Below are 23,114 nucleotides of genomic sequence, written 5' to 3'. Positions count from 1 at the left end.
TTTGTTCATTGAATTTCCTATAAACAGTTTAGCCCAAGTACTTGTAAATTTCAACGATTTAAGGAATCCCCACCTAGACCAATCAAAAAAAAGACTGGCGGCCGCCGTTTAAAAAACAGCTGCTTGCGCCAGTCTAAGAGCCACAAAAAATCAGGCTTTTTTCTCAAAGTAATTTCCCGGTACTACCGAGATCGTTTTGGTCTGGGTATCGACATCTTCAACATACAGCAGAGAACTGTAATCGCTGATGGCCCGCTTGCCTTTGAATTTCGTTTCGGCAAAAACCGTAATACCGACTAATTCGGCTTCAAATTCTTCAATCAAGCTCTTCATCCCATTGACCGTGCCGCCGCCTTTCATAAAGTCATCGACCACCAATACTCTAGAGCCGCGCTTTAAGCTGCGTTTGGATAATTCCATTTTTTCGATGCGCTCTGAAGAACCAGAGACATAATTGACACTCACGGTCGAGCCTTCAGTGATCTTGGAATCACGACGCACGATCACGAAGGGAACATTCAAGTAGTAAGAGACTGCTTGAGCGATCGGCACTCCTTTAGTAGCAACGGTCATCACCGCATCGATTTGTTCGCCTAAATATTTGGAAGCGATGATGCGGCCGACTTGGCGCAGCAATTCCGGTTCGCCTAATAAGTCAGATAGATAAACATAGCCGCCAGGCAACAAACGGTCTTGCTCAGACAAGCGTTCTGCCAGCCCTTCGACGTACGCATACGCTTCTTCTTCAGAAATTTCAGGCACAAAAAAAACACCGCCAGCAGCGCCTGGCACGGTATCAAGAATGCCTGTTCCTCGTTCTTTAAAGGTCTTTTTGATAATAGATAAATCTTCGCTAATCGATGATTTTGCAGAGGCATATCGTTTAGAAAAGAAGGACAATGAAATCAATTCATGGGGATGATTCAACAAGTAATGTGTCATATCGATCAGTCGTTCACTTCGACGTATTTTCACACCGGACAACTCCTTTAGTTTATTCGCCTTATTATAAGGCTTTTTCGGGATAAATGCGAGCATTATCTAAAATATTGCTTATATTGTTCGGTTTTGATTAGAGTTTAAAAAAAAGAAACGAAAATTCTTCGTTTCTTTTTCATAAAGCCCTTTATTTTAGGCGTTGTTTTCGTTGGACGAGGATCACGATGCGTTTGATCAAATTGATCACTAAGAAAAGAGCGATAAAAACCAGCGTGATCGTCGCTCCCGGTGGTGTGTCCAAATAAAAGGAACTGGTCAAACCAGACATCATCCCAATCATGCCGATCACGACACTGATCAAAATCACGGCATTGAAGCTCTTGCCTAAACGCATACTGATGGCAGCTGGTAAAACCATGATCGCAGAGATCAACAATGCACCCGCAATCGGGATCATCATGGCGATTGCCACCCCCGTCAAGACATTAAAGAGCATCGACATCACTCGCACAGGCAAGCCATCGACATGAGCGGTATCTTCATCAAAGGTCAAAATGTACATGGGCCGTTTGAATAAGAAGAATAAAGCAAAAACGACTAAAAACAAAAAGCCTAAGATCCAGACTTGTTCTTGTGTGATCGTAACGATCGACCCAAACAAATACGATTGGATACTCGTTGCGGAGTTCCCCCCGCTAAGGTTCATCAAGACGAGGGCTAACGCTAAGCCGCCAGACATCAAAATGGCGATCGAGATCTCTGAATAACTGCGGTACAGTGTTCGCAAGTATTCCAAAATGATTGCGGCAATGACTACGATCAATAGCGTCGTCAAACTCGGATTTAGATTTAGAAAGAAGCCTAGTGCCACCCCTGCTAAAGAGACATGGGACAGCGTATCAGCCATCAATGACTGTCGCCGAATCACTAGAAAAACCCCCAGCATCGGTGCGATACCAGCAATAAAAATCGCCGCAAGAAAAGCTCTTCTCATGAATTCATATGAAAGCAACGCCATGGTGAATCCTCCTTCCGCACTAAACGGATCTGACGGTCCGCGTATTCTTTGATATCTTCGTGATCATGGGTGATCATCAAAATCGACTTGCCGTGGTCATGAGCATTGTGCCGTAGCAGTTCATAAAACAGATTGCGAGATTGTTCATCCATCCCCGTAGTCGGTTCATCTAAAATAAATAAATCAGGGTCCGTGGCAAAGACCCGTGCCAAGCTGATCCGCTGCTTTTGGCCACCGGACAACTCGCCGATCCGTTTATGACGCACGTCCCACATCCCGACGGCATCTAATGCACGGCGGACATGTTCATGGTCTCGTTTCGTCAAGCGCTTGAACCAGCGATCTCTTGGGTAGCGGCCCGATTGGACCAATTCCAAAACGGTGCTGGGGAACCCGACGTTAAAGGAAGCAATCTGCTGAGGAATGTAGCCGATGCTTAATTTTTCACCAGCAGCATTTTTGGTCGCCAAGGTGACTGCTCCTTTAGAAGGTTTCAACAAACCAAGGGTTGCTTTGATCAAAGTAGATTTTGCCGCCCCATTTTCGCCAGTCAAAATCACGAATTCGCCGTCTTCGACAAAGTAGGAAATGTCTTCCAAGACGGGCTCATCATCATAATAAAAGGTCAAATCTTTTACATCGATATAACGCACGCAGGCGCCTCCTTAGTGAATACTTTTTTGTAATGCTGCCAAATTGTCTTCCATTACAGACAGGTATGTTTCGCCATTATCCATCTGCTCTTGCGTCAAGCTTTCTAATGGATTCAAGACCGCCAGCTCCACTCCTGTTTCAGACGCTAAGGTCTCAGCCACCTTCGATGACGCGTTTTCTTCAAAATAGATAACTTTGACTTGTTTTTCTTCTACATATTCTTTCAGCTCAGCCAACCGACTTGGCGTTGGTTCTTGATCGGGTGAAATGCCCGAAATCGATTCTTCGACTAAATCATACTGCCGTGCCAAATAGCCAAAGGCTGCGTGCTGCGTAACGAAGGTTCGTTGGGTCGCATCCTTTAACGCCGCTTGGTAGGCTTCATCTAAAGCAGAAAGCTTTTCGATATAGGCAGCTGCATTTTCCGTGAAAGTTGCCTTTTGCTCAGGAAACTTCGCAATCAAGTCATCGCGGATCGTTTCTACTTCTTGGATCGCTAAGACTGGGTCGGTCCAAACATGAGGATCGTACGTATGATCATGGCCTTCATGGCTGTCTTCGCTTTCGTGATCATGCGCGTCATGATCTTCCTCCTCTGTGCCTTCCACCAACTGAATGTTTTTGGCCGCTTCGATCACGGCTGTTTGCTCAGGATCGACGGAATCCGTCAAACTAGCGACCCAAGTTTCTAGCTCAGGACTATTGTAGACAAAGGCATCTGCATCCATGATTTTGGTCATATCTTTGGCACTTGGCTCATAGTCATGGGGTTCGGTTCCTGCAGGGATCAACAAGGAGACCTCTGCTGCGTCGCCTACGACTTCTTTCGTAAATTCGTACATTGGATAAAACGTCGTGACGATCGACAGCTTCTCTGTGTCACTCGATTGGCTTGTCGCTTCTTGCTGCCCACAAGCGCCAAGAAGCACGCCCCCTAAAAGGAGTGCTGTAGTAAGTAAGATTTTTTTCATCGGGATTTCCCCTTCCATTTGCTGGCTCTTCTTTTTATTTTAAAACGGAACAACTCCGTTTTGTTAGCAAAAGTTACTCTATCAAATGATTTCCGGTTCGTCAAGACAAATCGTACGTTTTACGATTTAAAACTTTTATTTCGAGATAAATCGGAAAACATAGGAGAAAACGTTCATTTGAAGCGGATTCTTCTCTCAGGAACTTAGCCATATTTTACGCCATTCGCCATGCGCCCCTGCTGTACCAGCTTGAAAAATTAGAGAGTATGTAGGATAATAACCTAAAAGCACTTGGAGGAAACGAAGATGAACGAATTTGTAACTGTGCCGCCAACTGTAAACAACAGCGAACTGCTGAATCGAATCGATTTACCAGAAGATCCTGCATCGCAGCAAACCGAAGAAATCCGTAAAACGATCGACAAACCATTGTACGAAGAAGACAAAAAGAAAAAATCCGCAAAGAAGCAGCACCAAAAAGAATAGCCTTTGCTTTAGGTAAAGAATCAGACCCCGACGCCTTTTTTTCGTCGGGGACTTTTGTGTAGGGCAGCTTCTAGATGCTTCCTCCCTACCTCAGCTGCCTTTTTCTTCGCTATATGACTGATTTTTATCGAAGGAACGAAAAAACACAGGCACTTCCTGCCTGTGTCTTGACTCATTCATTTCAATGTACGTACAAGATAAACCTCGTCGCAGAACCCTTTTAAGGCATTGTAGACCCGCTGTGCCCGTGAATATTTTTGACAAAGAGCAAAAACAGTCGGTCCGCTGCCGGTCATCAAGGCAACATCGGCACCATATTTCATCATGCGATCTTTGATCTGTTGGACGATCGGATATTTGGGGATCGTGATGGCTTCTAGGCTATTGCCCATGGCAGCGATCATAGCCGAGTAGTCTTCGGCTAAGACGGCGGCCGACAATGCTGCGATATCTGGATGGTGCAGTTGGTCCAGCTCAACTTCTTGAAAGATTTTCCCCGTTGAAACACTCAGACGAGGTTTGACTAAGATGACCCAACATTGCGGCATCGGCCGCAGCGGCGTCACCAGCTCCCCTTTTCCTGCAATATGAGCAGTGGTCCCATACAGACAATAGGGAACATCAGTGCCAACTTCCATACCAATATCGATCAGCTCTGCCATGGAGAGATCCAAGTCCCAAAGGCGAACCATCCCCCGCAGCGCTGCCGCACAATCCGTACTGCCACCACCTAACCCAGCTGCCACCGGGATATTCTTGGTGATGCGAATACGAATGCCTTTTTTGATACCATAGCGTTTTTTTAAAATACTGGCGGCCTGATAGACATTATTGCGTTTATCGATTGGTAAAAAAGCTTTGTTGGTTTCTACAATGATCTTATCTTCTGCTATCTCTTCCATTATCAGACGGTCGGCTAGATCAACACTAGACATCACCATTTCCAACTCATGGTAGCCGTCTGTTCTTTTCCCTAACACATCGAGACCGAGGTTGATCTTAGCTGGCGCTTTTTCAATAATCTCCATCTTCATTCATCCAATCATCTGATAGTTATTTAGTTCTATCATAGCAGATTCTTATAAGATAGTTGAGTGATTTCTCTTGTTTTTATGATTGTTGCCATTTTGGTTGCCCTTTGGCTTGGTTCCTCGTAAAATAGAGGTACCAACTCAATGGATAAAAGAAAGCGGGGGAACCACATGGCAAATTTGATTCCAAGAGATTTAGCAGGCGGCGAAGAACTATTAGGCAAATTAATGAACAGTTTTTGGCAAGAACGACAAATGAACACGGACATTAAAGAATACGAAGACAAGTATCTCGTTCAAGCAGATTTACCCGGCATCAAGAAAGAAAACATCCGCGTCAGTTACGTCAACAACACGCTGACGATTTCAGCGGCTCAAACAGAGACCACGGAAACCGAGGAGGATTTCGGACATTATTTGCGCAAAGAACGCTCTAGCAGTGCCTATCAACGGACCTTCACCATCACAGACATTGATGACGAGTCCATTAAAGCAGTGTTTGAAGACGGCGTTTTGACCCTGACGTTACCAAAAGCCAGCTACAAAGATGCACCCGCAAAAAATATCCCAATCGAATAACCGAGATACCAAAAAGGCAGTCCCTTCAGAGAACGCTCTGAGAGGACTGCTTTTCTTATTTGCGTGCTTGTCGTCGATACGCCTGTCTTGAGGTCTGTGGTTCTTCTTCAGAAATCTCTTTTTTGACGTACAATTTCAAACTGTATGGTTCATGGTATTTCACATCATTTTTGATAAAATCACCGCCAGTGATAAATAAACCCACTGGCTCTAAAGGTTGTTTGCCTGTCCATTGGATCGTGCCGACTTTCGTCATCTCCGTGTAGCTAGTACCGATCTGCAATGCGTACTCATTTTCCCCTTGCTGTTTAACAAAATAGTAAGGATACAAGGTGTTTTTCGGGATCGTAAAGCCGTTGGATGACGGTTTGATCGCCAATTCTTCTTGAGCGATCAAGGTCTGCAAATGATTCGCCAATACCAGCTGATAGTCTTCTTCAAAATGGATCACCGCTTTTTCAGTCGTCAAACGATCAATGTCGGTGGTGCTGATGGTTTCTCCTTCAATATTGAAGACTTCGTCTGGTAAAACTTTGACAAAGGCCTGTGTGACATCGAACTTCATATTTTTGTTTAAGAAATAATAGAAGATATTCAGTACCCAGAAGTAGACTAAGACCAAAAAGCCGACCGTATAAAGGATCGCTTGAAAATAGTTTTGGTTCGCAAACATCCCGTAGACGATCCGCAAAATATACGCCGTTGGAATGATACTGAGGATGGTATAGGCACGGTTCAAATATTTAGGACTGATATCGAGATAGCCCAAAAATTTATGGATGCCGTTGATTAAATCTAAAATAAGCGTCATTTTCTCACCTACTCATTTCCTTGATTCTCATCCATGATCCCTTGTGGATCTGGCGTGGTCTCTTCACTTGAAGAAGGTGTTTCCTGATTGTTTTCTGATGGTGCTGGTGAAACATTGGCATCGCTTGATGGCGTCGTTTCTGCAGGCACCGAAGAAGACGGAGTCGTTGCTGGGTCACTGCTGGATGACGGTGTTGTCTGCTGGTCATCGTTCGTCGGTTGTGAGTCCGTGCTAGCAGGTGTCTGATTTTGACTGTCTTCTGTCATAGAAGAGGGTGTGCTTTCACTTGGTGCTTGTTCGGTCGTTTCTGTCGTCTCTGTCGTTTCCGTCGCACGACTTGGTTGGCGGTAGCTGCCTGAATTCACCACGCCGGTGGCAGTGGCAATGATCGTTGATATCGTTAAAAGTGCAATTGGTTTTAAAATAGGCGGGACTTTTCGCATGATTCTCATCCTTTTCTTACCCGATGTTGCCCATTGGCAGCCTCGGTTCCTTCAGCCTCTTCTTACCTTTATAATCGTTTCTGACAAAAGGGTCAAGATTCCAGAGGCTTCTGTCGCAGGATTTAAAAAAAACTAAACATGTAACTGTTTTCACAAAAAAACAACGACGGCAGTTGCCGCCGCTACACAAGGTATTCATAAAACTTTTCAAAGGTCAGCCGCAACGTGCCATGGTAATCCCGTAAAAGGGCGGGCAAAGCGATCACTTCTTCATGTAGGATCGGGGCATCGATTTGGATCACCGCTTCTTCCTCATCCAGATAATAAGAACTAAACAGTTCATCATCAGCAACTTCTTCTAGCTGATTGGTCAGCTCTTCATAAAACTTTTCTACGATCGGTTCTGCCAACTCATCAAAGACTGGCTGCAAGGCTGCTTCTACAGCTGGAAACGGCTGCGCGAGTAATTGCTGTCCGCTGAGGGAATGGCGGGTATTCTCATAGGTCAAATAAAGCAGGTCGAAATAATCCTCTTCTTCCCCGATCGCTTCTAGCGTCAAAAGGGCTTTTTCTACCAATGAAACCAAGGCCGAGGATACCTCCTGATGCATCACCGCATCAACTTTTTCAAATAATTGCTGTTTCTCGATGACAAATGTTTCTTCCATAAAAGTGAATTCCGCTTTTTCAAAGCAAAGGGGGGTATCAGAGATAAATAGTTGGATCGTTGCCATGGCGTTGCCTTCTTTCTTTTTCAAGCTGCGGACAAACAGATGATTTGTCAACAGCGAAAATCTTCGTTAGCATAAATAATAGCAGGTGAACAAATTGTTCATCAAGTAATAAGGAGGAGATCGAATGAGTAAAGTTGCTGTTATTGTCACTGATCTAGTTGAAGATGTTGAGTTGACGTCACCAAAAGAAGCACTGGAAGCGGCTGGACACGAAGTAGTCGTTATTAGTAATGAAGGCGCCGAGACCGTCGAAGGCAAACAAGGTGGAACATTTACCGTCGATGCGACCATCGATACGATCGATCCTGCAAGTTTTGATGCTTTGTTGATCCCAGGCGGTTTCTCCCCTGACCAATTACGGACCGATGAGCGCTATGTGTCATTGACGAAAGACTTTTTGACATCTGATCGTCCCGTCTTTGCCATTTGCCACGGCCCACAACTGTTTATCCAAACAGGACTGACAAAAGATTTGACCTTGACGGCTTATGATTCTGTGCGACCAGATTTAGCCTACGCAGGTGCCACCGTCAAAGATGAGCCCGTCGTGATCGACGAAACCTATCGGTTGATCACCAGCCGAAACCCAGATGATCTAGATGCCTTCAATCAAGCCATTACCGAGGCATTGAACTAACCACGAATAAGACTTGGTTTCTTAGAGAAAAAAAGCCGCCAGTTGCAGCGTTCGATCCTTCGTATCGATCGAGCTGCAGCTGAGCGGTTTTTTCTTGCGTAGCTTTTCAGTTTTCAGTGAATGGCTCTTTCCCCGTTACTCGTCAGAGGGCAGCTCAAAACCATCGAAAGTCTCGCCATCATAGTAGCGCAATAATTCTTCCGTCGATAATAAGGAAGACGTCATTTCTTCCTGTGTCTCATTGGCCTCTCGAAGTTGGGCAAGGTAAGCCGCATAGGCTTCTGCCAACTGCCGATAAACAGCTTGCCGCGAAGTTCCTTCTGCTTGGATCGTCGGCAATTCACGGATAAAGGCCCGATAGACGGGGCGGTTTTCCTGCCATTCGATCGGCAACTCAATTACTTGAAGCTGGGCTTCTTCAAACCATCGTTCCATCGCTCTCCCTCATTTCTTTTCTTATTATCGTCAAGTTAGCAGCAAAGGTCAATCGGTGAGCAAAAAAATACAGAACAAGCGTTGAAAGAAATTGCCGCATCCGCAAAAGCTCGCTTGTTGGGCTAGCTTTTACGGATGCGGCAATTTATTTGCTTGTTCTGTGTGTTACTCGTTTTTATGCGGCAACATACGCATATTTTTCAATGTTTTGTCGGATCGTTTCAATCATGTCTTCATCTTGTAAGCCAGTGATTTCTGCAATGACTTCCGGTAGTGATTTTTCATCCAAAAGTGCTTGCAATTGTTGGCTTTGCTCATCTTCCGGATCTTTGTAGTTGAAGATCATGCCGATCGTTTCATAGAGATGATCTGGCTGCATGTTGCGTTTTTCTAACTCAAGGACTGGTCGGATAAAGCGTTCTTCGGTCCCTAATTTGCGGACAGGTGTCCGTGCCACCCGAGTGATAGCATCGGAAATGTGCTTGTTTTTAAAGCGTTGGATGATTTTTTCGATATACCGTTCATGTTCTTCGGGATCAAAGGCCCACTTCTCAATTAAAAGCCGCCCAGTTTCTTCGAGAACGGATTTTAATTGGATCACCACTAAATGGTCCTGCATCGCTTCATCGATCGTCTGGTAGCCTTGGAGGGCGCCTGTGTACGCTACCGTAGCATGACCCGTATTGACACTGAATAATTTCCGTTCAATATACGGTTCCAGGTTCGCCACATAATGGACCCCTTGCAGATGGATCGAGGATTTCATCCCTGACTCTTGGATCACCCATTCGCAAAAAGGTTCTACTTGAACGAATAAGGGATCTTCATGGTGCTGCAGCGGTACGATACGGTCCACCGCTGCATCTGGAAAACCAACCGTCGCTTCTAACGCGGACCAATCCGCAACGTATTTTTGCACTTCGCTTTTTAAAAAGGTCGATCCACCGATCATGTTCTCACAGGCGATCACATCAATGGCTGGCTTGTCTGGGTATTGCTGACGTGCTTCTAAGCCTTTGGCGATCAGCTCAGCGATATGCGGCAAAATGTTGGGACCAATGGCGGTCGTAAGGATGTCTGCCTCGGCGATCGCTTGGATCACCGCTTCTGGTTCTTTGGCATTGTTTAATCCCGTCACATGCTCGATGTGGATCTGTTCTTGGGTCTCATCGGCTAATTCGATGGTATACCCTTGTCTTGCTTTTAAGGCGTCAATGATCGTTTCATTGACATCAATAAATGTGATTTCAAAGTTGTTGGCAGCCAATATCTCGCCGATAAAGCCGCGACCAATATTACCTGCACCAAAGTGAACTGCCTTCATGTCTTGTCTCCTCCTTAAATCCTTATGCTACGGTCAAACTTTGGGCGATTTCTTCTTTATCTAAGGCATCCGCCAATTCGACAACGTTATCGATATCGCTGCAAAAGAGGGCGATTTGTTGGACCAATTGCAGGTGATCTTCCCCTTTGCCCGCGATGCCGAAAAGGACGGTGACGATTTTTTCTTCGTCCGCGGTACCGAAATTCACGCCATCAGGTACTTGCACGATACAGATACCAGATTTTTTGACGTATTTTTTGGCTTCATCCGTGCCGTGAGGAATCGCAATAAAGTTCCCCATGTATACTGAGAGCATCTCGTCACGCTCAAGCATGGCTTCGACGTATTCTTTTTCCACACAGCCTGCCGCCAGCAATTTTTCGCCGCAGTAACGAATGGCTTCTTCTTTGGTCGCAAATTGTTTGTTCAATTCAATCATGTCTTTTTCTAATACTTGCATTCGGCTCATCCTTTCTTAATTCGCTGCTTTGATCGATGCTACGATCCGTTGATAGTTCGTCGTTCCCATCAAATTATTGACAGATAGGTGGATCGCTTCTGGCGCTGACGTTTGCGCTTGCGGCGTTAGGGCTTCTTTTGTGATCACCAGTGAAGAGGCGTTGGCATGGAGATCATTGATATGGCTTTTTCTGATTGGCATCGTCAGAGCTTCTTTGGCTAAAAGATCTTGGAAAACTTTCTGAGCCATCGTTGCCGAACCTTTGCGATCATCGTGGGCCAAAATGATTTCACTGACTTGCTTAAGGTCATTGGCGGAAGGAACATCTACCTGATTGCCTGCTTCAGACTTTTTTGCTGACTCCCCCGCTGTCTTAGTCCCTGACAATGTGGCTACGATTTCATCGTACCGTGGAGAGTTCAGGAAATTTTCAACCGCGACAAAGGTCGCATTTGGCGCTTTTTGTTTGGCACGTTCTTGCAATTCTTCTTGAGTGACGATCAGCGTATTGGCATCGTCCGTCAAATTGTTGATGGCGGAATTCGAGACATTTTGTGGAAGACCCGCTTCTTTGACTTTTTTCCGTAAGATCGATGCCCCCATAGCACTGGAGCCCATGCCTGCATCACATGCGAAGATGATACGATTGATGCCAGTCATTGGTTGAGCCGCCAAGCCTTTTGAGCTAAGTTTTGCTGCTTGCGTTTGTTGTACTTTTTCTTCAAAATTATCCACCGTATCCTTCGCATCCGCTTTCAAGATCGCGGCAGCGACGATAAAGGATACGCCTGCTCCTACGGCAATTCCCGCTAAGACAGAAACGACACTCATCACCGAGTTGAATGGCGTCATTGCTAAGATCGCAATGATCGAACCTGGTGAAGCAGGTGCCCGTAAGCCTGCACCTAGCAATTGGAAGGTAAAGCTTCCTGATACACCGCCGGCAATCACTGCTAAGAACATCAATGGTTTCATCATGACGTATGGGAAGTAGATCTCATGGATCCCACCGATAAAGTGAATGATGATCGCTCCAGGTGCCGAAGATTTCGCTGCTCCTTTTCCGAAGAAAGTGAAGGCTAGCAAGACTCCTAAACCAGGTCCAGGATTGGCTTCTAATAAGTAAAGGATCGATTTCCCAAATTCGCTGACTTGCTCAGTGCCTAATGGTGTCAAAATTCCATGGTTGATAGCATTGTTTAAGAATAAGATTTTTGCTGGTTCAATAAAGATATTGGCTAATGGAATCAAGTGGGCATTGACGATCACTTCGACCCCTGCTGCCATTGCTTCTGTCAAGGTGTTAACAACTGGCCCGATTGCTACAAAGCCCAGTAATGCTAAAGCAAAACCGATCAAACCTGATGAAAAGTTGTTGACCAACATTTCAAAGCCAGCGCGAACTTTGTCTTGGAAGATCTCGTCAAATTTCTTGATGACCCAACCGCCTAAAGGACCCATGATCATTGCACCCAATAGCATTGGGATATCCGTTCCGACGATGACCCCCATCGTTGCGATCGCCCCAACCACGGCTCCGCGGTCACCAGCAATCACTTTCCCGCCAGTATACCCGATCAAGATTGGGATCAAATACGTTAGCATTGGACCGACCATCGTTGCAAAGGCTTCATTTGGTAAATACCCATCTGGAATAAATAATGCCGTTAATACACCCCATGCAATCAATGCGCCGATATTCGGCATCACCATACTCGACAACGTACTGCCTAATTTTTGAACTTTTGCTTTGACTGATGATTTGGCTGCTTTTTGTGTCTGTTCCATTTTTTTCTCTCCTCTCGTCTGCTTACACCCTTATTGTAGGCGCTTCCCAAAAAGCTCGAAAGTCGTACTTTGGCACAAAAAACTGTGCCAAAACTTGTAGCCAAACGGATAGAACAAAAAAAGGCGAGCAGCCCCTGCACTCGCTTATTTTTGTTATGTTTCACGTGGAGCATTTTTTTGGATTTTGCCAAAACGCAAAAAAAACGTGTACCCGCTCCTTCTACACAAGGTAGAAAGAGCAAGTACACGGAGGCAGCTCATTCATTTATTTCGTTCGCTGCTCTTGTTGCAAGCCAGCCTGCTGCTGATCGCTTATTCTTCTGCCAGCAAAATCTGTTGGATCTCTTCAACCGATTCGGCATCACTAAGCACCCGAACATTCTGCATATCAGAACAAAAAAAGGCGATTTCTTGCAAAACAGCTAATTGCTGCTCTTTCAGGACGACTACGAAAAGGATCGTAGCGATTTTAGGCTGCTCCTTCGTGCCGAAGTCGACGCCATCAGGCACTTGGATCAAAAAGAGTCCTTCTTCCTTGATCCATTGCTGGGCTTCTTCTTCCGCATGGGGCAATGCCACAAAGTTGCCGATGTAAACACCTGTTTTTTGATGGCGACGCAAAAGGCTTTTGACATAGGGCAAGGAAACGATCTCCTGGTTGACTAAGTACTCGCCAATTTTTGTCAGAGCCTCTGTGGCATCGGTAAAGTGTTGATCCAACAAAATCCGCTCCTGTGGAATATACATCGCTGATCCCTCCTATTGTTTTACTTCTTCAATCAAGAGCGAAGAGAGCAACTGATAAATAATCGAATCATTGCCGGAATTAAAAATCTCCGTATTTAGATCATTCATAATAATCGAACCACTGATTTTTCCTAACATCTGAGAGCTTGTTTCATTGATAGGATAGGGCGCCAGCATGACTAATAAACGGGTAACAGCGATTTCTTTTTTATCCATCGCTAAAAGGGGCAAAGGTTGTTTCAAGTCGAAAATACGAAAAACTGGTTGCAGGATCGCCGAGCTCGCCGCGTGAAACAAGGCAAAGTGAGTGTCAGGAATGCCCACTGGCGCTTGGAAGTAGCGCCGTAAGAGACGATCAACGACTTTCTCACGATCCAAAACAACATGCTCATCAAAAGACGTCAGCACCAGCTGCAACGTTTCTTCCAAGTCCGCTGGGTTATCAATGGCTTGCACTTGAAACAGCGCCAATAGCTGGTTAATGGCTTCGATAAAAGCCAAGACCGCTTCATAGGATTCCTCTTTGACCAAAGCAGAGGGTGCTTTTTTTGCGGAACGTTTTTTCTGACTAATGGCTTGGAAGGCCTTCTTCAACTCTTGAATATCTTCTTCTAGCAGGATCGGTGAAACGAGTTTGTACTCTCCTTGATACCCTGGCAGCAAGGAAGTCGAGATCACCAAGTCATAGGTCTCCTCGATATTTTCCCGTTTGACATCTCCCACTCGAAAGAAGGTGATTTGATTGATAAAGGGAAAATGTTTCCGCAGCTGCATCTCTAATAAACTGATGGAGGCTAATCCGCTAGGAGAGATCCCTGCAATATTGACTTCTAACACTTTCGGATTTTTTTCCAACGAATTGGCAAAATGCAGGACCATATAGGCGATTTCTTCTTCCGAGAACTGCTGCTGCGGAAAGACCTGTGGCAGATGATTGCGAATCCCGCTGGCGATCTCGACATACTGGTTCATGATTTTTTCTAGGATAGGGTTGTTCAAATGATCTTCTTCTAAAATAGCCCGCGTCATCACTCCTGAGATATGGGTCAGCAGCATTTTATACAAGTTCGTATCTTCATAAAACGCCACTTCCGTTTGCTCACTGACCAATTCGATCAAGCGTTTCACACGATAAGCCAAGTCAGTATCAAAATTGTCATCAAAAAAATCACGATCAAAGGAATTAGCAAAATCACCTAGTAACACGGCAAAAAAGACGATTTCGTTGATGGAATAAAGCAGTTTCGTCTTTTCGGCGATCTGAGCAAAAATCTTTTTCGCCACCTTCAGCAAGTCTTTGTTGATCTGACTCGGGTACGTCTCTTCTTCCACCGTGTAGCCCAAAGCTACCCGATCCATGGCTAGCGCCAGCATCAAGACGATAAACGCCAATTTGCGGTCACTAAGTTCCTTGAACTGCGGCTCGATGGTTTCTCGAATCAGCCGCTGGGCTAGCAATAGATGGTCACGGGACAGAAATTGAAAAATAAACGGGGCTTCATCATCGGTTTCCAGTAAATGGAAAAATTGGTACTCATTGATCTCCATCACTAGTGTATTGGCTGTGATCAACCGCCGATATTTTTCGGAGCCTTCGATCTCATACCCTTGATTGCGCACGATCCTTAACGGCAGCCGTGCGAGACTTTCTTCTAGCTGTTTGATATCTGAAAAAAACGTCGTATTGCTGATTTGGTAGCGATCCAAGAAGAAATGACTAGATACAGGTTTCGTGGCGGTAGTCAGTTGCAGCAAAATACGATGTTGTCGCTCACTAGCCGCGAATTCTTGATCGGTATCTGCCATAATGGCTTCTTGCAATTGGCGAATGCTCGTTTCTGATGCAAAAATTTGGAAATGACCACGACCGACCTTCTCTAAGGTAGCTCCTACTGTTTCCAGCGATTTTTCTAAATTAGCCAGTTCACGGTACACCGTTCGTTTACTGACTTTTAAGACTTGCATCATGCGATCTAAAGAAACTGGACCGGTACTATTCATCAATTCCGTTAATAAAAGTGTTTCACGATTGGTCAAAAACATAGTCGACTCCTTCTGTCAGTAACTGACGATACGCATCTGTCGTCAATAAATCATCCACCACCAGCAAAGGAACATCTGGGATCAGGCACTTTTCTGCAAGTTCTTTCGGGAGGATATAGATTGCCGTAGGGTCAAGAGCTTGTCCTTCATACGCCATTTTTTTGATGGTCAAAGACAGCGCTTGTTGGCGGGCCATTTTGCTTAGTATCTCCACTGCCATCGTTTGTGAACCGCGTTTTTTTCCAGTATACAAAAAGATGATCGTTGAAAATCCTAACGAACTTGCTGCCTCGGTTTGCAGCGATTTTTGCGGATCCTGTTCTCTTCTTTGTAATTCTTTAATCAGCGGGGCATACTCATCTGCCGCCAAAAAATTATCTAACACATAATGCTGTGCGTGTGGTGTCTGCTTTTGGGCAATAGCTGCTAATTCCCGTTGGGTGATCACCAAAAGCGCGGGATCATCGATCACACGATAAATCGATTGATAGCGGACAGGAAACGTTAGCTGGGCTTCTTGTAATTGTTTTTTTAGTATGCTGGCACCAATCGCACTGGACCCCATCCCTGCGTCACAGGCCACGACAATCTCCGTGACTTTCTTCATTTTCGGCATCTTACGCTCCTCATTTTCTGTATTGGACTTCCGTTTTAACAGCACACTAGCGATCGCAAACGATACGACCGTACTGACGATAATCCCAGCTAAGACACCTAGGATCATAGACGGCGGTGTATTGAGTAAAATCGCTAAGATCGAGCCCGGAGATGCAGGCGCTCTTAAGCCTACCCCTAAAAATTGGAAGATCAGCGTGCCACTGAAACCACCAACGATCGGACCGAGCAACACCCAAGGATCGAGCAGAACAAACGGGAAATACACTTCATGAATCCCACCAATAGCCTGCACAAAAACGGATGCTGCGGCATTCGTTCGGTTTCGCTTTGAACCAAAAAAAAGATACGCCGCTAAGACCCCTAATCCTGGACCGGGGTTGGCCTCGATCAAAAATAAAACCGACTGACCATTGAGTGCCGCTGCTTCGATCCCTAGCGGTGTAAATAGACCATGGTTGACAATATTATTAAAAAACAAAACCTTCAATGGTTCTACAATGATATGAATAAAGGGCAAAACGTTTTGCTGAACAAAATAATCAACGAGCTGATAGCTGCCGAGACTGAACCAATTAAAAAGCGGCGCCAATAGGAAGTAACTGCCTAAAAAGAGGAGTCCGCCAAACGCACCTGCAATAAAATTGCGCACCAGCATCTCATAGCCACTTTTGACTTTGTTCACGATCGAATCACTGCGGTACAATAGCCAGCCCGCTAGCGGCCCCAGCAGCATCGCCCCAAAGACCTGGGGAATATCCGTTGCGAGAATAGCCCCTAAGACCGCCACTGCTCCTACGACCCCACCTCGTTCAGGCACCAACATCTGCCCACCTGTATAGGCGATCATGAGGGGCAGCAGCACAGTCAAGACCCCTTGTTCCATTTGCTGGATCACTTGTTGATCGACTGAGAAAAAAGGCAACAGGAATGAAATCAGCATCCACGCAATAAAAATACTTAAATTCGGCATCATCATGCGAGAAAGATAATTCGTATAAAACTTAACCGTTATCATTTTTTCTCTGGAAGACGAGGTCTTGTTCATTTTATCGCTTCCTTTCTCTTCTCTATTATAAGATGTTCTGGCAAGACTGAAAACAAAAAAAGCAGGCTCTATAATTTATGGGACTGATGAATCAGAATTGATTCTTCAGCCCCATTTTCATTTTAGGTATTAAAAAACATATCGTTCTCTAGTATGATTAAATCACCACAAAATAAACAACTGAGAGGACGATATGCTATATGAATGATTCTATCAAAAAAATGCTGAGAATAATAGAGAAAGATTTGATGATTACAGAGGTCTCTTACGAGACCCTTCAGAAGAAAAAGACGTTGGTCGTCGATGCTGTTCTCTCGCCTACTCCTCGTGCTTGTAGAAGTTGTGGTTCTACTGTGGTAGATGGAAACGGGAAAGCAATTATAGTGAAAAATGGGAAGAAGGAAATGATTGTCCGTTTTGAACAATACAATCATATGCCTTTGGTTATGCGCCTAAAAAAGCAGCGCTATACCTGTAAAAACTGCCGAACCCATTGGACGGCTCAAAGTTATTTTGTCCAACCCAGACATTCAATCGCAAATCATGTGAGATATAAAATTGCTTCTTTACTGACTGAAAAAGTATCTTTATCTTTTATTGCGAAAAGCTGTCAGGTATCTTTGACCACCGTTATTCGTACATTGAAAGAGTTTAAAAGCTATTTGCCAAAACAATCTAAGAAGATTCTCCCAAGAGTATTGATGGTTGATGAATTTCGTTCGCATGCTTCCATAGAAGATAAAATGAGCTTTATTTGCGCAGATGGCGAAACAGGCAAATTAATAGATGTTTTGCCTACGCGTAAATTACCCCGATTAACAAGCTATTTCTCAGGTTGTACCAATCCGGAAGAAGTAGAATTCTTGGTGACAGACATGAACGCCGCCTACTTCCAGCTCACCAAACGTGTTCTGCCAAATGCGAAAGTAGTGATTGATCGGTTTCATATTGTCAAACACATGAATCAAGCGTTCAATGAGTTGCGTATCCGTGAAATGAATGAACTTCGTAAAGCCGGACAGAAAAGCCAAGCAGAAAAACTGAAAAAGAACTGGCGCTTTTTGCTAAAAAATCGTGCAAACATCAACCATTATGAATACAAAACATGGAAAAGTTTCCGAGCGCCAAAATACCCATTTCTTACTGAAGCAATGATGATTGATCGATTGCTTGAGTTTTCTGCGCCCCTAAAGGAGGCGTATCCCTTTTTTCATGAATTAGTTGAAGCCTTTCGAGACAAAGACCCTGACTTATTTTTCTCCTTATTGGCAGAACTTCCCGAAACGTTAGATGACGGCTTTCGAGAAAAGCTTCAAAACCTTCTGACCTATGAAGAAGGCATCACCAACGCAATGATCTATCCTTATTCCAATGGAAAAATAGAAGCGAAGAATACCCACATAAAGACAATGAAACGAGTATCCTACGGATTTAAATCATTCGAGAACATGAGAATTAGAATCTTTTTGATCAATCAATTAATCAATGTAAGATAACAAAAAAATCTGAGCCAGAATGTGGTTCATTCTGACCCAGATTTGATTTTACACAACTCATCAGTCCTTATTGACAAAGAGCCAAAAAGCATACGTTTTTTAAAACAGAAATCAAAAAAAGCTGACGTAAAACGCCAGCTTTTGAAATAGCTTCAATTGATTTAGTTTACGCGTACCGCGAAATCTGGTGAGTAATAAGAGTAACTGCTAACAGAAACATTTTGACCTGGTGTTGGTGCATGAACGTATTGTCCGTTACCCATAGCGATCGCCACGTGGTGTGTGCTTCCGCGGCTACCCCAGAATAACAAGTCACCAGCTTTTGCTTCATTGATCGAGATCACCGTACCAGAAAATTCTTGTGCGTAAGTTACCCGTGGTAATGAGATCCCAACTTTAGCAAATACATATTGTGTAAAGCCAGAACAGTCAAAGCCGTCTGGTGTCGTACCACCCCATACATAAGGAGTACCAATGTATTTCATTGCTTCTGCTACGATTGCTGAACCGTTGACCGTTTGTGCGGGTGCAGGAGTATTGCTTGCACCATTGCCGCTATTGTTCGATCCTTGGTTGTTATTGCTATTGTTATTGTTGGCAGGAGTCGATGGTGTCGTATTTGTTGAACCGCCACCTTGTGATGAACTGCCTTGTGTGTTATTAGTCGTAGAACTAGAATTTGTTGTAGCGCTTGGTGTTGTTGAATTTGATGTTGAAGAGTCACTAGACGCTGCTGCTTCCTGAGTAGCTGCTTCAGCTGCTGCCGCTTCTTGAGCCGCTGCCTCTTGTGCTGCTTGTTCACGAGCGGCTGCTGCCGCAGCTTCTTCTGCAGCGATGCGTGCTTGTTCTGCTTCGTATTCTTCTTTTTGTTTTTCTAAATCAGCTTTTTCATCTTCTTTAGATGCTTGTTGAACAGCCAATTCCGCTTGTAAAACATTTAAATCGGCTTGTTTGGCTTGTAGATCCCCTAATTGTGTTTCTAATTCAAATTGGTTCGCTGCGATTTCTGCCAATTTATCGTCGTTTTCCGCTTTTTTCGCTTCAACTGCTTCTTGGTCTGCCTTTTGTTGATCCACAAGATCTTTGTTAGCATTGACGATCGTCGTCATTGCTTGCACACGGCCAATAGCATCTGTTAAAGAGTCAGCTTCTAATACTGCATCAATAAAGTTCGTGCTTTGACCATTGACTTGAACGTCACGGGCTTGTTTTTGGATCGCTTCTTCACGCTTTTCGATTCTGACTTTCAAATCAGCAATTTCTTGCTTCAACTTTTCAGAATCCGCACGCAAATCACCTTGTTGTTGCAACAAAGTTTGGGCTTTTTCATTGATTGCAGCCACGTCGCTTTCAAGTGCTGCTACTTGTGACTGGATGCTCGCTTGCTGGTTTTGCAAGTCAGAGATCTCTTTATTTTTTTCTTCAATTTTATTGTCAAAATCTGATGCAAAGACAAGTGTCGGTGCTGCTGCAGAAGTAAGAACAATTGAACTTACTAACAATAAAGATAAAATTCGCTTTTTCACTCTTCATTCCTCCGGCTGTTGCTTCCCCTAATATGGTTTTTTTATGTATAAATGCTTAAGAATACCTAAAGTCCCTCACGATAGTGTGATTGTAACACAGCCGTATGTCAGAGAGATAAAAGGAATATTACAAAAACATTTCAATCGCTGTTGTTTTTATACAGTCAAACGCAAAAAAAACGAAGCTATTCGTCTTTGAATAGCTTCATGAATGGAACGACTAAAAGGATAAACAAAATGATGTTCAATAAAAGCGTTGGTGCTAAAAAGCGGGAAACGAAGAATGACGTGCTAACTGAGGCGATCTTAAATAGCAACTGGACGCCCAACGTCACAACTTCTAAGCTTGTAACAAAGATGATCATTCCGAAAAACATGGTAAATACATTTTGATAAAGCGTATTTTTCAAAATATACATGATCCACACGATCAAGGGAAACGCCACCGTGTAGATGCCGATCACACCGACATAATACACGTCATAAAGGCAACCGATCACAAGCGCCGTTGTGATCAAAAAGTTTTTCGGCAAATACTTCGCGCCACATAAAAGGGCGATCAATAAAAGATGCGCACTGGCGATATAATTGTCTTGGGTCCATTTTTCTAAAAAACGCGTCAGTTGTCCATCTGCCAACATCATCAAAAAGAAGACGCCCGCTGCCAGGTATTTGATGTAGTCATGCTTTTTCATGGCTATTCCTCACCTGCCAAGCGTTTGATAATCGTTACTGCTTGAATATCATACATTTGGGCATACGGTTTTACAAACACTTGGGTATCAAGACCAAACTCATCTTTGGTGGTACGGATCACTGTTCCGATCGCTAAGTCGGCAGGCGAGTTTCCTCCTAATCCAGAGGTCTGCACGACATCGCCTTCCTTCAGCTCATTGTCCCCTGTCAACTGGGTAATGACCAAGGAACGTTCTTTTTGATCGTAACTACTTAGAATCCCAAAGTTTGACCCATCTTCGCCGCTGATCCGAACCGGATAGTGGTTAGAATTCTGGTTTTCAGAAGTCAAAAGTTCAATTTTAGAAGAAGCTGCATTGACTTCTACCACACGACCAATCAAGCCTTTTTGCGACATGACCGCCATGTTGACCTCAACGCCGTCTCTTGAGCCTCGATCCACGATCAGCATATCTTGCCAAGTATCAGGTGACCGATTGATGACATTGGCGGAGATCCGTTCATAATTCGTCAAGGTCGCATTCAGCTCTAGCTCTTCTTTCAAGGCATCGATTTCTCTTTGCGCATTGTCCTTCGCTTGTTCCAATTCATCAAAACTGTCCAATTTCTCTTTTAAACGTTCATTTTCTTCATACGTCACAAACAAGTTTTTGACTGAATTCGCACCATTTTCGATCCAACGAAAAGGCGCCGTAATCACTTTATCGATAAAGCCAACGGAGTCATTGACCGTTGATTGCACAACATTGGTGGAGTTTCCCGCAGCTCTGCGGGCGATCGTCACGCTTAATACGGTGACAACTAAAATCACAATAATCAATGTGATGATAATATTTTTATTAGGATTAAACTTTTTCACAAAGACACCTCAAATAATTCCAAACTGTAGTTCCAATTTTACCATTAATACCCTGCAAACAAAAGCTAAGTTGACCGTCTTAATGTTTTTTTTGTAATTATGTTTCTGAAATTTTCAACAAAAAAAAGAGACGTTCCGTCTCTTAATCACAACTTTGAATGACTGCTATCATCCCGCTGCTAAAGGAAAAACCTGCTGTTTGTGTCAGAAATTCATTGCTGGCATAAGAAGTTGGGTACGGCACTTGGACGTTTTCTAATAAATACTTGCTACCTGTCAACGTCAAATCTGTTACCGGCGTCAAACAGCAATACGCCAAATACTGCATCTCGGGTTCTTTTTCTAATTGATAGGTGCCTGGTAAAAAGAACTGAACGACATTTTGACGATCTAAAAAACGCAGATTTGGGGCAAATGGACGAAACCGATCTTCTAAAGGCAGCCATAGATTGGCTAAAAGATGGTCGAGACGTCCTCCTGTTACACCAATCAAGTCGATTTGCGCTTCTGGATAGCGACGCAACGTCTCCACCAATGCCAATTGGGTATCTGTATCATCTTTTTCAGCAGGGGCTTGGATCACTGTGTTGACTTGTTGTTTGACCGCTTGCAGTTCGGCTGCGGTCAAAGAGTCGAAATCACCGATTGCTAGATTGACTGGCCGTTGGTGCTGAAGCAAAAACAATGCCCCGCGATCAATCCCAATGTATTTGTCATACGTCATCAGCGGTGGCCAATTTTCAGGGCGCCCCCCTGCTGCTAACAAAATCTTCATTTATTGCAAAGCTTCTTTCAAGGCTCTGATTTGTGCTGCAGGTTCATCGGCATCGTAAATATAGCTTCCTGCTACGAAGACATTTGCACCTGCTTCCAGGCAACGTTTGGCTGTCTCAGGAACGATCCCGCCATCTACCTCGATATCATAATGGTAGCCTTTTTCTTCTTTTAAAGCAGCCAGTACCGCAATTTTTTCTAGTGATTCTTCAATAAAGGATTGCCCACCAAATCCAGGATTGACCGTCATGACTAACACTTGATCACACATAGATAAAACATGTTCAATGGCTGATACTGGTGTGCCTGGGTTGATGACGATTTCTGCTTTGACATTTTCTGCCACAATCATTTGGATCGCACGATGGATATGAGGTGTTGCTTCCGCGTGGATCCCAATGATATCTGCCCCAGCTTCTGCGAAGGCATGGATATACTTTTCTGGTTCGGTGATCATTAGGTGAACATCCAACGGCAGTTTGGTAACTGGGCGAATCGCTTTAACGATGTTTGGGCCTAAGGTAATATTAGGGACGAAATGACCGTCCATCACGTCTACGTGAATATAATCTGCGCCATGGCGCTCTACCAGCTCAATGTCTCTTTGAAGATTTGCAAAATCGGCACTTAAAATAGATGGTGCTAGTTTTATCATGCTTTTCCCTCACTTTTTCTTCTTTTTATAAACCGGACGTCGGTTTTCAATCTCTTCTAAAAATTGCACGTAATTCTTATAACGAGTCTCGGCAATCTCATTTGCTGCAACCCCCTGCTTAACTGCACAATCAGGTTCATTAAGGTGCCTACATTCCCTAAAACGACAGTTGGCAGCTACCGCTAAAAAGTCAGGAAATAGTTTGGGTAACTCCACCGCTTCGATTTCCAAAAAGTCGATCGAACTAAATCCTGGTGTATCGGCAACCAATCCATCACAAATCGGCAAGAGCTCCACATGACGGGTCGTATGTTTCCCCCGCCCGAGAGATTCTGAGATCACTCC

The 23,114-nt window shown here is 44.3% G+C and carries 25 protein-coding genes (1 of these 25 running past the window's edge); 4 read left to right on the top strand and 21 right to left on the bottom strand.

The window, feature by feature from the left end; genetic code table 11:
- Positions 1 to 150: 150 nt before the first annotated feature.
- From purR to P0G38_RS00320, 4 genes are all read right to left on the bottom strand, one after another.
- The gene (gene purR / locus P0G38_RS00335) at positions 151 to 975 is read right to left on the bottom strand and encodes a pur operon repressor (protein WP_005230273.1); all 825 of its coding nucleotides are present in this window, start codon (positions 973 to 975) and stop codon (positions 151 to 153) included.
- Positions 976 to 1,126: 151 nt separating this feature from the next.
- Positions 1,127 to 1,957 carry a metal ABC transporter permease gene (locus tag P0G38_RS00330; RefSeq protein WP_005230272.1) on the bottom strand — a complete coding sequence of 277 codons (831 nt, stop codon included), beginning with the start codon at positions 1,955 to 1,957 and terminating at the stop codon, positions 1,127 to 1,129.
- Positions 1,930 to 2,610 (bottom strand): metal ABC transporter ATP-binding protein, encoded by a 681-nt coding sequence (locus tag P0G38_RS00325; RefSeq protein ID WP_005232967.1) that lies wholly within the window; start codon positions 2,608 to 2,610, stop codon positions 1,930 to 1,932. The genes P0G38_RS00330 and P0G38_RS00325 overlap by 28 nt, the downstream gene beginning before the upstream one ends.
- Before the next feature lie 12 nt (positions 2,611 to 2,622).
- A complete protein-coding gene (locus P0G38_RS00320; protein ID WP_034696266.1) occupies positions 2,623 to 3,582 on the bottom strand; it encodes a metal ABC transporter substrate-binding protein in 960 nt (319 codons plus the stop codon).
- A gap of 306 nt (positions 3,583 to 3,888) precedes the next feature.
- Between P0G38_RS00320 and P0G38_RS00315 the strand changes: the two genes are divergently transcribed.
- Positions 3,889 to 4,068, top strand: coding sequence for a hypothetical protein (locus tag P0G38_RS00315; protein ID WP_005232965.1), 180 nt, complete (start codon positions 3,889 to 3,891; stop codon positions 4,066 to 4,068).
- Positions 4,069 to 4,244: 176 nt separating this feature from the next.
- Here P0G38_RS00315 and ispE read toward each other — a convergent pair whose 3' ends face one another.
- Positions 4,245 to 5,096, bottom strand: coding sequence for a 4-(cytidine 5'-diphospho)-2-C-methyl-D-erythritol kinase (ispE, locus tag P0G38_RS00310; protein ID WP_275853532.1), 852 nt, complete (start codon positions 5,094 to 5,096; stop codon positions 4,245 to 4,247).
- A 174-nt stretch (positions 5,097 to 5,270) separates the two neighbouring features.
- On the opposite strand from ispE, the gene P0G38_RS00305 reads away from it, so the two are divergent.
- Entirely contained in the window at positions 5,271 to 5,678 is a 408-nt protein-coding gene (locus P0G38_RS00305) for an Hsp20/alpha crystallin family protein (RefSeq protein ID WP_275853531.1), read from the top strand.
- 55 nt (positions 5,679 to 5,733) lie between these two features.
- Here the strand turns inward: P0G38_RS00305 and P0G38_RS00300 are convergent, their stop codons facing one another.
- The 3 genes from P0G38_RS00300 to P0G38_RS00290 form a co-directional block, all read right to left on the bottom strand.
- Entirely contained in the window at positions 5,734 to 6,489 is a 756-nt protein-coding gene (locus tag P0G38_RS00300; protein WP_005230266.1) for a DUF6681 family protein, read from the bottom strand.
- Between the two features lie 8 nt (positions 6,490 to 6,497).
- A complete protein-coding gene (locus P0G38_RS00295) occupies positions 6,498 to 6,932 on the bottom strand; it encodes a RodZ family helix-turn-helix domain-containing protein (protein ID WP_275853528.1) in 435 nt (144 codons plus the stop codon).
- Between the two features lie 182 nt (positions 6,933 to 7,114).
- Positions 7,115 to 7,666 (bottom strand): hypothetical protein, encoded by a 552-nt coding sequence (locus P0G38_RS00290; RefSeq protein ID WP_275853526.1) that lies wholly within the window; start codon positions 7,664 to 7,666, stop codon positions 7,115 to 7,117.
- Positions 7,667 to 7,790: 124 nt separating this feature from the next.
- Between P0G38_RS00290 and P0G38_RS00285 the strand changes: the two genes are divergently transcribed.
- Positions 7,791 to 8,303, top strand: coding sequence for a type 1 glutamine amidotransferase domain-containing protein (locus P0G38_RS00285; RefSeq protein WP_010748853.1), 513 nt, complete (start codon positions 7,791 to 7,793; stop codon positions 8,301 to 8,303).
- A gap of 135 nt (positions 8,304 to 8,438) precedes the next feature.
- Here P0G38_RS00285 and P0G38_RS00280 read toward each other — a convergent pair whose 3' ends face one another.
- From P0G38_RS00280 to P0G38_RS00250, 7 genes are all read right to left on the bottom strand, one after another.
- Positions 8,439 to 8,738, bottom strand: a complete 300-nt coding sequence (locus P0G38_RS00280) for a hypothetical protein (RefSeq protein ID WP_015510628.1) — start codon at positions 8,736 to 8,738, stop codon at positions 8,439 to 8,441.
- Positions 8,739 to 8,913: 175 nt separating this feature from the next.
- A complete protein-coding gene (locus P0G38_RS00275) occupies positions 8,914 to 10,062 on the bottom strand; it encodes a mannitol-1-phosphate 5-dehydrogenase (protein WP_275853523.1) in 1,149 nt (382 codons plus the stop codon).
- Between the two features lie 22 nt (positions 10,063 to 10,084).
- On the bottom strand, positions 10,085 to 10,522 hold the full coding sequence (locus tag P0G38_RS00270; protein WP_005230254.1) for a PTS mannitol transporter subunit IIA: 438 nt from the start codon (positions 10,520 to 10,522) through the stop codon (positions 10,085 to 10,087).
- A 15-nt stretch (positions 10,523 to 10,537) separates the two neighbouring features.
- Positions 10,538 to 12,310 (bottom strand): PTS mannitol transporter subunit IIBC, encoded by a 1,773-nt coding sequence (locus P0G38_RS00265; RefSeq protein WP_005230247.1) that lies wholly within the window; start codon positions 12,308 to 12,310, stop codon positions 10,538 to 10,540.
- A gap of 312 nt (positions 12,311 to 12,622) precedes the next feature.
- A complete protein-coding gene (locus tag P0G38_RS00260) occupies positions 12,623 to 13,057 on the bottom strand; it encodes a PTS mannitol transporter subunit IIA (RefSeq protein WP_005230245.1) in 435 nt (144 codons plus the stop codon).
- A 12-nt stretch (positions 13,058 to 13,069) separates the two neighbouring features.
- A complete protein-coding gene (locus tag P0G38_RS00255) occupies positions 13,070 to 15,100 on the bottom strand; it encodes a BglG family transcription antiterminator (protein WP_005230244.1) in 2,031 nt (676 codons plus the stop codon).
- On the bottom strand, positions 15,081 to 16,763 hold the full coding sequence (locus P0G38_RS00250) for a PTS mannitol transporter subunit IICB (RefSeq protein WP_275853518.1): 1,683 nt from the start codon (positions 16,761 to 16,763) through the stop codon (positions 15,081 to 15,083). Before P0G38_RS00250 ends, P0G38_RS00255 begins: the two co-directional genes overlap by 20 nt.
- Before the next feature lie 200 nt (positions 16,764 to 16,963).
- On the opposite strand from P0G38_RS00250, the gene P0G38_RS00245 reads away from it, so the two are divergent.
- Positions 16,964 to 18,259 carry an ISL3-like element ISEfa11 family transposase gene (locus tag P0G38_RS00245; RefSeq protein WP_275853516.1) on the top strand — a complete coding sequence of 432 codons (1,296 nt, stop codon included), beginning with the start codon at positions 16,964 to 16,966 and terminating at the stop codon, positions 18,257 to 18,259.
- A gap of 161 nt (positions 18,260 to 18,420) precedes the next feature.
- Here P0G38_RS00245 and P0G38_RS00240 read toward each other — a convergent pair whose 3' ends face one another.
- From P0G38_RS00240 to rsgA, 6 genes are all read right to left on the bottom strand, one after another.
- Positions 18,421 to 19,785, bottom strand: a complete 1,365-nt coding sequence (locus P0G38_RS00240; RefSeq protein WP_275853514.1) for a C40 family peptidase — start codon at positions 19,783 to 19,785, stop codon at positions 18,421 to 18,423.
- Between the two features lie 185 nt (positions 19,786 to 19,970).
- Entirely contained in the window at positions 19,971 to 20,480 is a 510-nt protein-coding gene (mreD, locus tag P0G38_RS00235) for a rod shape-determining protein MreD (protein WP_005230239.1), read from the bottom strand.
- A 2-nt stretch (positions 20,481 to 20,482) separates the two neighbouring features.
- Positions 20,483 to 21,340, bottom strand: a complete 858-nt coding sequence (mreC, locus tag P0G38_RS00230) for a rod shape-determining protein MreC (RefSeq protein WP_034869542.1) — start codon at positions 21,338 to 21,340, stop codon at positions 20,483 to 20,485.
- Positions 21,341 to 21,482: 142 nt separating this feature from the next.
- Positions 21,483 to 22,115 (bottom strand): thiamine diphosphokinase, encoded by a 633-nt coding sequence (locus tag P0G38_RS00225; RefSeq protein WP_194185753.1) that lies wholly within the window; start codon positions 22,113 to 22,115, stop codon positions 21,483 to 21,485.
- A complete protein-coding gene (gene rpe, locus P0G38_RS00220) occupies positions 22,116 to 22,769 on the bottom strand; it encodes a ribulose-phosphate 3-epimerase (RefSeq protein WP_015510634.1) in 654 nt (217 codons plus the stop codon). It abuts the gene before it with no gap.
- 9 nt (positions 22,770 to 22,778) lie between these two features.
- Positions 22,779 to 23,114: the 3' end of a ribosome small subunit-dependent GTPase A gene (gene rsgA, locus P0G38_RS00215; protein WP_060791853.1), read on the bottom strand. It continues 549 nt past the right edge of the window; 336 of the gene's 885 nt are visible here — the last part of the coding sequence; its start codon lies off the right edge, out of view; it ends in the stop codon at positions 22,779 to 22,781.

Origin of the sequence: Enterococcus casseliflavus, from assembly GCF_029215545.1 — a bacterium.
Classification (GTDB): domain Bacteria; phylum Bacillota; class Bacilli; order Lactobacillales; family Enterococcaceae; genus Enterococcus_D; species Enterococcus_D casseliflavus.
This window is presented reverse-complemented; position numbering and strand designations above follow the sequence as displayed.